Below are 13,096 nucleotides of genomic sequence, written 5' to 3' on the forward strand. Positions count from 1 at the left end.
GGCACACGCTCTGCTTTCCTTTTGTTCTCACTGCATTGACAGCCTGTGCCATGCAGGCCAATCGGCAATTGGATACGAGCTGTTGAAAATCACAACGAGGCGTCGATCTCGAAAAAAATACTTGCATCCATGAGGATGGAATCCGCAAAGGCTGTTATCCATGTCGGCATGCGCAAGGAAGATGTGCTCACGCTACTGGATCCGCCCGATGATTCCGAAGACGCTGGGAGCACATCCACCGATGTGTACCACCTTGGCATGTCTCCATACGCAGGAGACACCCAGGCATACGAGCTCACATACAAAGACGGGAAAGTGGTTAGTCACCATACCGTGCAAGGCTAAACGGGTGTCTGCGCGCGGGCGGTTCCTGCCGGCACACTCATGCCTGTGCGGAGATCAACTCCTTCACCCGCGCGGTCAGCACGCTTACGCTGAACGGCTTGGTCAGCACCGCCATACCCGCTTCCAGGTGGCGGTCGTCCAGCAAGGCGTTCTCGGCAAAGCCGGTGATGAAAAGCACCTTGAGCCCGGGGCGGTGGGTGCGGCCGGCGTCGGCCATCTGACGGCCGTTCATGCCGCCGGGCAGGCCCACGTCGCTGATCAGCAGATCGATGCGCGCATCCGATTGCAGCAGGCCCAGGCCGGCCACACTGTCGCCGGCTTCGATGACGGTATAGCCCAATTCCTGCAATACCTCGCCCAACAGCAGACGGATGGCCGGTTCGTCGTCGACGATCAACACCGTCTCGCCGGCATCGGTGGGCGTGAGTTGCAGCGGATCGGCATGGGCATCGGGCTGCGTTGCATCGCCCAGATGGCGCGGCAGATACAGGCACACACTGGTGCCCTTGCCCACTTCCGACTGGATCCGCACCTGCCCGCCGGATTGCTTGGCAAAGCCATAGATCATCGACAGCCCCAGCCCGGTGCCTTCGCCCAGCGGCTTGGTGGTGAAGAACGGGTCGAACGCGCGCGCCACCACGTCCGGTGGCATGCCGGTGCCGGTATCGCCGACGCATAGCCACAGGTACGGGCCCTGGCGCATGCCCAGTTGCCGTTCCAGGTCGTGGTCGATCCAGTGGTTGCCGGTCTCGATGTGCAGCCGCCCGCCATCGGGCATGGCATCGCGCGCGTTGATGCACAGGTTGAGCAAGGCGTTTTCCAGCTGCGAGGCATCCACCAGCGCGGGCCACAGCGCGGCATTGGGGGTGTAGTCCACCTGGATGCCCGGGCCCACCGTGCGCTGCACCAGCTCCAGGATACCGGCGATCAACTGGCTGACGTTGGTCGGCTTGGGCAACAAGGTCTGCCGCCGCGCAAACGCCAGCAAGCGGTGCGTCAACGCCGCTGCGCGCGTGGTGGCGCTCTGCGCAATCCCCAGATAGCGCGGCAGCTCCGGGAAGCGCTGCTGCTCCAGGCGCAGCGTCATCACTTCCAGCGCGCCGGAAATACCGGCCAGCAGATTATTGAAGTCGTGCGCCAGCCCGCCGGTGAGCTGACCCACCGCTTCCATCTTCTGCGATTGGCGCAGCGCCTCTTCGGCCGCCATCAACTCGCGCGTGCGCGCGGTGACGCGCTGCTCCAGCGTCTGGCTCAGGTCGCGCAGCGCGGCCAACGCACGGTCGCGTTCTTCGGACAGGGCGTGGCGTGCATCGATATCCAGCAGCACGCCGGGAAACCGCAGCGGCGTGCCGTCGGGCGCATGTTCCACACGACCGTTGGCTTCCAGCCAGTAGTAATTGCCGTCGCGGCGTCTGACCCGGTACTGGTGCGCATACGCACCGCCACGCGCAATCGCCGTGCTGATCGCCGCGCGCAGGCCATCGCGATCGTCCGGGTGCACCGTGGCGATGACCTGCTCCAACGGCAGGCCGGTGCGGCTGATGGACGGGTCGAAGCCGAAGGTCTCGGCAAAGGCCTCGTCCACCGAAAACGCATCGTTTGGCAGGTCCCAGATCCAGGTGCCGATGATCGCGCCGGCGGCCAGCGCCAGCTGCACGCGCTCGGCATTGCGGCGCGCGACGGTCTCCGCTTCCAGCGCGCGATCGCGCTCGCTGGTACGGCTCACCACTTCATGCACCAGATGCGTGTTCTCGTTGCTCAGCATCGCGTTTTGGATCTCGCGATCGCGTTCGGCCGCCACCTGTGCAGTCGTTTCGATGGCGATGTTCAACAGCCCCACGATGCTGCCGTCCTCTCCACGGATGGGTGAGGCGGTGGCATTCCAGTAAGTGGTTTCGCGCACGCCGTTGCGCAGCATCGGCAACGACACAACGCCCTGACCATAGCCGACGCCGGTGCGCATCACCTGCGCAAATTCCCCGGCGATGGGCGCATAGGTTTCGCCCCAGACCTCGGCCACCGGTTGCCCCAACGCGCGCGGATGGCGGTCGCCCAACGAACGCAGGTACACATCGTTGTAGAGCATGCGCAGGTCCGGCCCCCACAGCACCGCACCCAGCAACTTGGCGTTGAGCACCATCGACAATGCCGAGCGCAGCGATTGCGGCCAGGTATGCGGGTCGCCCAGCGGCGTGGCCGCCCAATCGTGCGCGCGGATCGCCGCGCCCATGACGCCGCCGCCTGACAGGAACTCCAGAGCGTTTGGCTCGATGGCGGGGTGCGCTGTGCTCACGTGATGGCGGCCGTGCCTGGTTGGAAGTGGCGCATTGTGGCATGCGCTCCTGCACGCGATGTGCAGTGCCCGTGCAGCGTAATTGCCTGCAGTCCGGGGGCGGTGTGGCTGTAGCCAACCAGGCCTGCAGGCAGCCACGCCCGCCCCGCAGCCACACATAAAAAACACCGGGCCATCCCTGGACGGCCCGGTGCCGAGCGAGTCGCGGCATCCATCGCCGGAAGGATTGCCCCTGCACCTTGCTCAGGTCCTGCTCCCTGTCGACAGCGCCGGCTTGCGCACGGTGCCCTGCTGCAGGCCACGGTTCCCCACCGAGTGCCTTCCACGCAAGCGCTTACACCTCGACGATCGGGTCGCTGCGGCGGCCGAAACGGCCCGCACCAAACGCGATGCCGGCACCCAGGATCAGCAGCACCAGAGTGGTCCAGGCCGCGCGCGACACGCCGCGGGCGGCCACATCACCGGCCTGGCGGGCCTTCTGCTCGGCCGTGCGCTTGAGCGATTCGGACTGCGCCACGGCTTTCTGGTAGCTCTGCGCGTAGTTGTCGGCAATCTGCTCGGCCTGCGCGCGCGACTTGCCGGAGCGCGCGACGATCAGGTTGATCAACGCATCGCGGTCGGCGGCATCGATGGCCGGCTTGGCCTGGGCACGCACGCGGTCGAACCAGGCGGCCAACGCATCAGACGCGGCCTGCGGGGTCTGCGCCACGCCGGTGGCGGTGGCCTTGCCGTCGGTGCTTACGGTTTCGGCCTGGTGCTTCAGACGCTCGGGATTGAGCTCGGCCTTGCCGGTCTGCCGAAGCACGGTGTCCAACTGACCACGCAGGTCGCCCCAATCCAGCGCGATGCCTTGCTGCTTCAGTTCTTCCTGCACGCCATTGCCTAGCGCCGGTGCGGCGGCGGCAATGCCCTGGCCCGTCAGCGACAAGCCCTTGCCGACCACGCCCGACACTGCGCCCACGGCGCTGCTGGCCAAGGTGGCAACCAGCCAGGTGGCGATCAACGACGTCACCGCCCAGCTGAGCAAGCCGTGCATGCCGCCACGCACCGTAGCCAGACGACCGGCGACGAACGCGCCCGCCGCAATCGACACCAAGGTGCTCAATGCCAGCCAGATGCCAGCGCCGGCGGCCAGGCCGCTGACCGGGTTGGCTTCGCGCAACGGATCGATGGTGGCCGCGCCGATCGCGGTGCCCAACACGCTCAGCGTCAGATAGGTCACCAGCGCAACGGTGCAGCCGGCGAGCACGGCGCCCCACGACATCTTGGGGGCGTAGGAAGGACGGACAAGCTGTGCCATGGAATGGCCTCATTGCAGTGAAAGTGCGGCCAGTGTGGAAGCGGCGCCGGCGTGGCGCCTGAGCCGGATGCACCAGTGCAGCTAGTGCATTCGCGTCAGGCAGCCGCTACCGTGAGCGCCCACTGTTGGTCTCTACCGCCGTTGTTTGCCCGAGGGTCACCCATGTCGTCAGGCAGTGAAGCCACACCTCCCAGCAGCCCGCCCAGTTCCACCAATCGCCGCCAGTTGCAGCAGATCATCACCGGCTTGAGCGAAGGCGTGATTCTGATCGAGCCGGATCAGACCATTACCTGGGCCAACGAGGCTGCGCTGGCCATGCATGGCGCCAACGAACTCTCCGAGCTGGGCGCCACCGTCAGCGACTACCGCGCTCGCTTCCAGCTGCGCTATCGCAACAACCATCGCTTGAACGCCGGCACCTACCCCATCGACCGCGTCATTGCAGGCGAAGTCTTCAATGACGTTGTTGTCGAAGTGTTTCGCGCCGACACCGATGAGCAATGGGTGCACCGCGTGCGCAGCCTGGTGCTGACCGATGTCCAAGGCGAACCCGATTGCCTGGTGCTGATCGTGGCCGATGCCAGCGATTGGGCCAGCGCCGAGCAGCGCTTCGAACGCACCTTCAACGCCAACCCCGCGCCGGCCTGCATCTGCCGGCTCGACGACAAGCGCTATATCAAGGCGAACCAGGGCTTTCTGGAAATGACCGGCTATACGCGCGAAGCAGTGGTGGGCAAGAGCGTGTTCGAGGTCGATGTCCTGGAAATGGCCGACCGCCGTGAACTGGCGCTGGAGCGCCTCAACGAAGGGGCCACCATTCCGCAGATGCAGGCCGAACTCAGCCTGCCCGACGGCACTACCAAACTGGTGGTGGTGGCAGGCCAGCCGATCGAAATCGGCGAAGAAGCCTGCATGCTGTTCACCTTCATGGACCTGGAACCGCGCCGCCGCGCCGAAGTGGCGCTGCGCCAGAGCGAAGAACGCTTCGCCAAGGCGTTTCGTATCACCCCGGTGCCCACGCTGATGTGCAATGCCGAAACCTTGCAGATCGTGGAAATCAACGACGCGGTGTCGCAGATCACCCAGTACGCCACCGAAGATATCGTCGGCAAGCCCATCGATGAAATCGGCCTGTTTCCCAGCCGCCAGGCATACCAGCAGTTCTATCGCGCGTTGCAGGAAAGCGGCAGCATGCTCAATGTGGAATACGCCATTGCGCGCAAGGATGGCGAACAGCTGGATTGCCTGATTTCCGCCGAGACCGTGAGCATCCACGGCGTGCAGTGCTATTTGCTATCGCTGATGGATATCACCGACCGCAAGCGCACCGAAATGGAGCTAGTCACTGCCATCGAAGCAGTGATGCAGGATGCCTCCTGGTTTAGCCAGACGCTACTGGAAAAGCTTGCCAATGTGCGCCGCGCCAACCGTCCCGATCAAATCGGTGGTTGCGGCATCGCCGAGCTCACCGGCCGCGAACGCGACGTGCTCGGGCTCATTGCCGAAGGCCTGGCCGACAAGGAAATCGCTCAGGAACTGGGCGTATCGCCCAATACGGTGCGCAATCACGTGGCCGCGCTGTATTCCAAGATCGACGTCCACAGCCGTGGCGAAGCCATCGTGTGGGCGCGCGAACGCGGCGTTGCCGGTCGCAGCGCAAAATCGTCCACGCGCAAGAAGTAATTGCATGTAGCTGGCGCGAATGCACTAACGCATTTAGTGCATTCGCAACTGGGGCCTCCGGACACAAGCGCACATCATGCTCACACCGGCACGCACAAACTGGCCGGGTTCCCCAAACTACAAGAGACATCCCATGGATAAGAACCGGATCGAAGGTGCCGCCAAGCAGGTCAAGGGGTCGGTCAAGGAAGCCGTTGGCCGTGTCACTGGCGACAAGAGCACGGAATTGGAAGGCGCAGCCGAAAAGAATGTCGGCAAGGTGCAGCGCAAGGCCGGTGAAGTCGCCGACAACGTGCGCGACGCTGTCAAATCGACCAAGTAAGTCGATTGCGCCACTGTTAGGCGGATACCTGCCTGGCTGTAAACGCTGTATTTTCCTGCGTCGCGTACATCACACGCGGTGATGGAGCGCAAACAGCAGTGATTGCCAACGCCCCGACGTGTTCGGGGCGTTGGCATTTGTGGGAGATGGATCGGTCGTAAAGCGTGCAGAGGTTGTCGCATTGGCATGCGTACCGAAGTTGCATGCACGCCCGATGCACCGTCCATTTTCTTCTGGCTGCGTCAGATTAGTTACTCGGCTTGCGTCTCCGCGATAGCTGCCGGTTCTTGGCGAAGGTCTGGTACAGCGCTGCAGCGCGCTCGTCGGCGACGACGTTTTCGATGCTGCTCAGCCCCTTCGCGGCGATGGCCGAGGCGGCCTTGCCGTCGCCCAGCAGGTAAGCCAGCCGCAGGTACGCCGCGCTATCCACCAGATTCTTGTGCGCGGTGTCGCTGGCGTAGACCTCCGAGAGGCCGTAGTAGGCGTACAGGTTTCCGGCGGCGGCGGCCTTGCTCAGGATCGCCAGGCCCGGATGGAAGCGGCCGCTCACTGCCGTTCTGGTCCCATAGAGCACCGTTGCCGCGTTGTTGCCCGCTTGCGATTCGGCCTTTAGCTGGGCCAGGTCCATGCGGTCCAGTCGCGCGCGTTCGGCGTGCGAGGGGTAGCCATGGGCGAGCAGCCACTGCGCTTGTGCCTGCGAGTTGGCCACCAACGGGCTGCTGATCGGGCAGGCGTATGCGCCACGCTGGCATCGGTAGTGCGTTGTGTCCGCGCCGGTTGCCACGGGACGGGCAACCGAGGCTGTGGGCTTGCCCGATGCGGCGGTGCGGTTGGCCGCGGGTGCGTTGCGGCCGGGCGCACTGGCTGTTGCTGCGGCATCGGCGTGGGGATGGTGCTGTGCGCGTGCGCAGCCGGCCAAGGCCGTTGCAACGAGGGCCGCGAACAGGATGGCGGTCGGTTTCATCTCACTCTCCTTGTGGGTGCGGTGACCAGGGCAGTGGCCCGCCGTCGCCGCGGTTGCGCGTTGCGAGGCGTGCGCACCTTGGCGTGCGGCGACGCGGTGGTCAAGACCGATGCCGCCACGCGGCAGGCGATCAGGCCGGTGCGCCACCGTCGCCGTTGATCGCCCATTGCGCGGCAAACGCGCGTTGATAGGCCGGCCGGCTTTCGCCACGGGCGAGGTAGGCCTGCAGGTTGGGGAAGGCATCCAGCAGGCCGGTGAGCTTGATGCGGATCAGCACGGAGATCATCAGCAGGTCGCCGGCGCTGAAGTCGCCTTCCAGCCAGGGGCTGTCGCCAAGATGGGCGCTCAGATGCTGCAGGCGACGGTTGATGCGTTTTTGCAGCAGCGGCAAGCGCTCTGCCATCCAGGGTTTGTCCGCTTCCAGCAGCAGGGCGTTGCCCAGTTCCAGCATCGGCGGCTCGACGGTGTTGAGGGCGGCGAACATCCAGGCGATGGCACGGGCACGGGCGTTGTCGTCGTGCGACAGCAAGCCGGGATGGCGCTGCGCGATGTGCAGCACGATGGCGCCGGTTTCGAACAAGGCCAACCCCTCCTGCTCGAAGGTGGGGATCTGGCCGAACGGGTGGATGGCCAGATGCCCCGGCTCCTTGAGCGCGGCGAACGGCAGCAGGCGCACCTGGTAGGGCTGGCCCGCTTCTTCCAATGCCCAGCGCACGCGGGTGTCGCGGGCCAGGCCCCTGCCGCCATCGGGCGAGCGCTCGAAGGCGGTGATGGTGATCGTCATGGTCGAAAGACTCCCTGTGGCCGGCAGCTGAGGGCCTAGCGTACGCCGCACAGTTCGCGGCTGATCGCGCGCGCCGGCCCGGCCGCGGGGGCATATCGACCCGGCGGGCGATGGCGCCGACGTGGGCTTTGCCGTGCTTGATCGCCTGCGTGCAGAGAGCTGCAGCGCGTGGGCCTGGCAGATCTGCTGGCACCACGCGTGGCGGCGTGAGGGCTGGGCTGCGGTGGCGGCGTGTGCAAGCGCAGGCGTGATATCGCGCAGGCAGCACGCAGGAAAAGGAACGCGCGGCCACGGCCGCGCATTTTTTCATGCGCCTGCCCATCCCGTCGGTGGCACATGTCCCTGGCTGGCAGCACGCGCAGGCAGGCTAGACCTCGCGCTGCGGTGTCGGTCAGTGCCAAGAATGACGTGCGACCGGTGCAACGCCGCTGCGGGATGCATGCCGCGTGATGCAACCGCCAGAGGCTTGTCGATAGCGATATGGATCGCCATCCCAGCACTACGCCACATCCACCACCGGCCGCAGGCACAGCCAAATGGCACACCAGTGCGATAGCGCGCCGCCCAGCACGTGGGCATGCCAGATGGCGCGGTTGTAGACCATGGATTTGCGCACGTAGAAGGTCACGCCCACCGTGTAGAACGCGCCGCCGGCGACGATGAGCCAGAGCACCGCGCTGTCCAGGCCGGCGATCATCTGGTTGACCACCACAATCCCGGCCCAACCCAGCAGCAGGTAGATCGCCACCCAGAAACCCTTGGCGATACCCGGCAGGCACAGTTTGGCGAACACGCCGAACAGCGCCACGCTCCAGACGGTCAGGATCATGGCCCAACGCCAGCTGCCATCGAGCGCGACCAGAAAGAAGGGCGTGTACGAGCCGGCGATCATCACGAAGATGCCGGCGTGGTCGAACTTGCGCAGCATCGGTTGGCGCAGCGGCGGGGCGAAGTTGTAGGCCGCCGAGCAGGCGAACATGGTCAACAGGCCCAGCGCATACACGCAGGTGGCCAGCAACATGGTCTGGTTGGCGTGGGCGCGCCACACCATCCAGGCGCCGCCAACGATGGCAAGGAACAGGCCGGCGGCATGCACGATCACATCGGCACGGCGGGCAGCAGGGGTCTTGTAGTGCGGAGCAATGGCGCTGGGGGGCACGGCGGGTCTTCGAGGTGGGGGGCGCCCAGCAGCGTGCAGCGTCGGCATGACGCGGTGGGGGCAACAGGATACGCGCTTGCTGAATCCACTCAGTGAGGCAGGCTGGGCGGTGGGGCGCTGGTCTCATACCCTGAGACCTCTCTGATGTTTGATCTCCCGCTTTGGGAGCCAATGCCGTATGCCTCCGTTTGCCCTCGCTCCCCGCACCGAAACCGCCGAACGCGCGCTGACCACCACCGACGGCAGGCCCAGCCGCGATGGCGCCCTGCTCACGCAGCGCCTGGAACGCCGCTACCACGACCGCATCACCGGCAGCTTCACCCTGCCCGGGCGCGAAGGCAGCTACGCGCCGATTCCGGACGATGTGCCCGCCGCGCTGGCCGATGCCTTGCGCGCGCGCGGCATCGGCCAGCTCTACAGCCACCAGGCGCAAGCCTGGGCGGCCACCCAACGCGGCGAGCATGTGGCGATCGTCACGCCCACCGCGTCGGGCAAATCGCTGTGCTACACGCTGCCGGTGGTGAGCGCGGCGATGACCGCAGGTGCCAAGGCGCTGTACCTGTTCCCGACCAAGGCGCTGGCGCAGGATCAGGTGGCCGAACTGCTGGAGTTGAACCGCGCCGGCGAACTGGGCGTGAAAGCCTTCACCTTCGACGGCGATACGCCCGGCGATGCGCGCCAGGCGATCCGCCTGCATGGCGACATCGTGGTGAGCAACCCGGACATGCTGCATCAGGCGATCCTGCCACATCACACCAAGTGGGCGCAGTTCTTCGAGAACCTGCGCTATGTGGTGATCGACGAGATCCACACCTATCGCGGCGTATTCGGCAGCCATGTCACCAACGTGCTGCGCCGGCTCAAGCGCATCTGCGCGTTCTATGGCGCCAATCCGCAGTTCATCCTGTGCTCGGCCACCATCGGCAACCCGCATGCGCACGCGCAGGCCTTGATCGAAGAACAGGTGCATGCCATCACCGAATCCGGCGCGCCCACTGGCGACAAGCACGTGCTGTTGTGGAACCCGCCAGTGGTCAATGCGGATCTGGGCCTGCGCGCCTCCGCACGTTCGCAGAGCAACCGCATTGCGCGCATCGCGATCAAGTCCGGCCTGAAGACACTGGTGTTCGCGCAAACGCGGCTGATGGTGGAGGTGCTGACCAAATACCTCAAGGACATCTTCGACCACGACCCGCGCAAGCCGGCGCGTATCCGCGCCTACCGTGGCGGGTATCTGCCCACCGAGCGCCGCGAGGTGGAGCGCGCGATGCGCGCCGGCAACATCGACGGCATCATTTCCACCTCTGCGCTGGAACTGGGCGTGGATATCGGCGCACTGGACGTGGTGATCCTCAATGGCTACCCCGGCAGCGTGGCGGCCACCTGGCAGCGCTTCGGCCGCGCCGGGCGCCGCCAGCAGCCGGCGCTGGGCGTGCTGGTGGCCAGTTCGCAACCGCTGGATCAATACGTGGTGCGGCACCCGGATTTCTTTGCCGATGCCTCGCCCGAGCACGCGCGCATTGCGCCGGACCAACCGCTGATCCTGTTCGACCACATCCGCTGCGCGGCGTTCGAATTGCCGTTCATTGCCGACGAGCCGTTCGGGCCGATCGACCCGCTGGTGTTCCTGGAAGCGCTGGCCGAAAGCGACGTGATCCACCAGGAAGGCGACCGCTGGGAATGGATCGCCGACAGCTACCCGGCCAATGCGGTGAGCCTGCGCTCGGTGGCCGACGGCAACTTCGTGGTGGTGGACAAGAGCGACGGCAAGCAGCAGATCATCGCCGAGGTGGATTATTCCGCCGCCGCGCTCACCTTGTACGAAGGCGCCATCCACATGGTGCAGAGCACCCCGTACCAGGTGGAGCGGCTGGACTGGGAAGGCCGCAAGGCCTACGTGACGCGCACGCACGTGGACTACTACACCGACAGCATCGACTACACCAAGTTGAAGGTGCTGGACCGTTTCGACGGTGGCGTGGCCGGCCGTGGCGACTCGCATCATGGCGAGGTGCATGTGGTGCGGCGCGTGTCCGGCTACAAGAAGATCCGTTACTACACGCATGAAAACATCGGCTACGGCCCGGTGAATCTGCCCGACCAGGAGCTGCACACCACCGCGGTGTGGTGGCAGCTGCCGCAGGCCACCCTGGGCAAGGCATTCGCGTCCAAGCAGGATGCGCTGGATGGATTTTTAGGCGCCGCCTACGCGCTGCACGTGGTGGCCACGGTGGCGGTGATGGCCGATGCACGCGATCTGCAAAAGGCCGTGGGCAATGGCGACGGCGCGTGGTTTGCGGTGGCCGACCAGGCCGGGCGTGGGCAACTGCGCGGCGTGGAAGAAGGCGATGCCACGACGGTGGAGTTGCAGCAGGCCTTCGTGCCCACGGTGTATCTGTACGACAACTTCCCCGGCGGCGTGGGCTTGAGCGAGCCGCTGTGGCTGCGTCAGGCCGAGCTGCTGCAGCGCGCGGACGAGCTGGTGCGGCGGTGCGACTGCACGGCCGGCTGCCCGGCCTGCGTCGGCCCCGTACTGGCCGCGCATGAGCAAGGCAAGGGCGAGTCGCCCAAGTCCTTGGCATTGACGGTGCTGGCGCTGTTGTTCGATGCGGATGCGCCGTTGCGGCATGCCACGCAAGTGGACGACGACCTGGCGCTGGACGTGCTTGCATGAGTGTGAGTGCAGACCGGCTGCGGTTACTGCGTCGGCAGGCCGGGCATGCGGATGTGCGTGCGCCGGCAACGGGTGCGCATGACGGTGCAGTGGATGATGCGAATGGGTTAGCTGCGGTGGATGCACAGGCCGATGCGCACCAGCTGCACGCGGCAGTGGTCAGGCAAACGGCTGGTGATGCAGTTGGTCCGGGCGGTGGAGTTGATGCGGCAGGCGATGCGCACCGGCGTGCCACAGGTAACATGCCTGCAACGGCGCAACCGGCACGTGAGCCGGCAGGACCGCTGCCTGGCAGCGACCCTGGAGTGAGCGCAGAACGTTTGCGCCTGCTACGCCGTCAGGTTGGCGGGCTGACGCCCACGACACGCAAGGACGATGCGGTGATGCCGACGCGTGCGCAACGCCAGCCTGCACCGGGTCCCGCTGCGTCTGCGTCGCACACGTTGCCGCGCGAGGCTGTTGCGCGAAGCGCGCAGCCCGGCAGCGCAGATGCTGTCAGTGCGCTGCGTACCCCGTACACCACACCGGCCATGACGCGCCGCGCCTTGCAGGCGCCGGTTGCCGCAGCGCCTGCGCGCGATAGCTCGGCGTTTGCCTGGGTGGACCACGATGTGCGTCACAAGCCGGCAGGTACGGCGGCCGATGCGGCAGCGCGCGGGCCGGCTGTGCACGCGACACCTGCGGTGCCCGCATCCAACCCGGCACCGCAGCGAGGTACCGACATCGCCGGCCTGCGCAGGATGATCGGCCTGCGCGAGCGCGCGGTGTTGGCGCATACGCCGATCCGTGCGCCATCCACCGACCGTCATCTCCCTGGCAACGAGATCGCACCCGGCCTGCATCTGATCGAAGCGTTCCTTCCACAAGCGATTCCCTCCCAGGCGCTCTCGCTGGCCTTCGCCAAGCGCGAGGATGCGGTCGACCCGCTGGACCTGCTGTTTTTCGACACCGAAACCACCGGCCTGGCCGGCGGTACCGGCACCCGCGCCTTCATGATCGGCGTGGCCGATTGGTGCGTCGATGCCGTGCAAGGCAGCGGCCTGCGCGTGCGTCAATTGATGATGTCGACGATGGCGGCCGAAAGCGCGATGCTCGATCTGTTCCGCACCTGGCTGACACCGCGCACCGTCCTGTCCAGCTACAACGGCCGCTGCTACGACGCGCCGCTGCTGAAGACGCGCTACCGCCTGGCCCGACGCGGCGACCCGATTTCCGCGCTGGACCATGTGGACCTGCTGTTCCCCACCCGCCGCCGCTATCGCGGCACCTGGGAGAACTGCAAGCTGTCCACCATCGAGCGGCAGCTGCTGCGCGTGGTGCGCGAAGACGACCTGCCCGGCTCCGAAGCCCCGGCCGCCTGGTTGAGTTACCTGCGTGGCGGCAGTGCGCGCAACCTGCGCCGCGTGGCCGAGCACAACCACCAGGATGTGGTGACCTTGTCGCTGCTGATGCAACGCCTGGTGGCGGTGGATGCGCAGGAGCGCAATGCGCTGACGTTGGCGTGCACGTCTTGATTGGACCATGCGACTGAGATGGGTGTTGGTGCGGGGCAAGACGTCGGCGTGACTGAGC

At 66.0% G+C, this 13,096-nt stretch carries 9 protein-coding genes and 1 pseudogene; 5 read left to right on the forward strand and 5 right to left on the reverse strand.

Going from position 1 to position 13,096, the window contains the following annotated elements:
* Nucleotides 1-382 precede the first annotated feature (382 nt).
* Nucleotides 383-2,575, reverse strand: coding sequence for a PAS domain-containing protein (locus M0D43_RS10960; protein ID WP_425510674.1), 2,193 nt, complete (start codon nucleotides 2,573-2,575; stop codon nucleotides 383-385).
* A gap of 397 nt (nucleotides 2,576-2,972) precedes the next feature.
* Nucleotides 2,973-3,938: a hypothetical protein gene (locus M0D43_RS10965; protein ID WP_252164644.1), complete on the reverse strand. Its 966-nt coding sequence runs from the start codon at nucleotides 3,936-3,938 to the stop codon at nucleotides 2,973-2,975.
* Nucleotides 3,939-4,100: 162 nt separating this feature from the next.
* Between M0D43_RS10965 and M0D43_RS10970 the strand changes: the two genes are divergently transcribed.
* Nucleotides 4,101-5,621, forward strand: a complete 1,521-nt coding sequence (locus M0D43_RS10970) for a helix-turn-helix transcriptional regulator (protein WP_252164645.1) — start codon at nucleotides 4,101-4,103, stop codon at nucleotides 5,619-5,621.
* 133 nt (nucleotides 5,622-5,754) lie between these two features.
* Nucleotides 5,755-5,943, forward strand: coding sequence for a CsbD family protein (locus M0D43_RS10975; RefSeq protein ID WP_252164646.1), 189 nt, complete (start codon nucleotides 5,755-5,757; stop codon nucleotides 5,941-5,943).
* Between the two features lie 247 nt (nucleotides 5,944-6,190).
* Here M0D43_RS10975 and M0D43_RS10980 read toward each other — a convergent pair whose 3' ends face one another.
* Both M0D43_RS10980 and M0D43_RS10985 read right to left on the reverse strand, forming a co-directional pair.
* Entirely contained in the window at nucleotides 6,191-6,907 is a 717-nt protein-coding gene (locus M0D43_RS10980) for a hypothetical protein (RefSeq protein WP_252164647.1), read from the reverse strand.
* Nucleotides 6,908-7,037: 130 nt separating this feature from the next.
* The gene (locus tag M0D43_RS10985) at nucleotides 7,038-7,691 is read right to left on the reverse strand and encodes a glutathione S-transferase family protein (protein WP_252164648.1); all 654 of its coding nucleotides are present in this window, start codon (nucleotides 7,689-7,691) and stop codon (nucleotides 7,038-7,040) included.
* 85 nt (nucleotides 7,692-7,776) lie between these two features.
* Between M0D43_RS10985 and M0D43_RS10990 the strand changes: the two are divergent.
* Nucleotides 7,777-7,901 (forward strand): annotated as a pseudogene (locus M0D43_RS10990) (oxidoreductase); the annotation flags it as partial.
* Nucleotides 7,902-8,190: 289 nt separating this feature from the next.
* Here the strand turns inward: M0D43_RS10990 and trhA are convergent.
* Nucleotides 8,191-8,898: a PAQR family membrane homeostasis protein TrhA gene (gene trhA / locus M0D43_RS10995; RefSeq protein WP_425510666.1), complete on the reverse strand. Its 708-nt coding sequence runs from the start codon at nucleotides 8,896-8,898 to the stop codon at nucleotides 8,191-8,193.
* 130 nt (nucleotides 8,899-9,028) lie between these two features.
* Between trhA and M0D43_RS11000 the strand changes: the two genes are divergently transcribed.
* Together M0D43_RS11000 and M0D43_RS11005 are read left to right on the forward strand one after the other, a co-directional pair.
* Complete coding sequence (locus M0D43_RS11000; RefSeq protein ID WP_252164650.1) at nucleotides 9,029-11,524, forward strand: DEAD/DEAH box helicase; 2,496 nt, start codon at nucleotides 9,029-9,031, stop codon at nucleotides 11,522-11,524.
* Entirely contained in the window at nucleotides 11,521-13,038 is a 1,518-nt protein-coding gene (locus M0D43_RS11005; protein ID WP_252164651.1) for a ribonuclease H-like domain-containing protein, read from the forward strand. Before M0D43_RS11000 ends, M0D43_RS11005 begins: the two co-directional genes overlap by 4 nt.
* The last annotated feature ends 58 nt before the right edge of the window (nucleotides 13,039-13,096 follow it).

Source organism: Xanthomonas prunicola (assembly GCF_025266575.1).
In the GTDB taxonomy this organism is placed as follows: Bacteria; Pseudomonadota; Gammaproteobacteria; order Xanthomonadales; family Xanthomonadaceae; genus Xanthomonas; species Xanthomonas prunicola.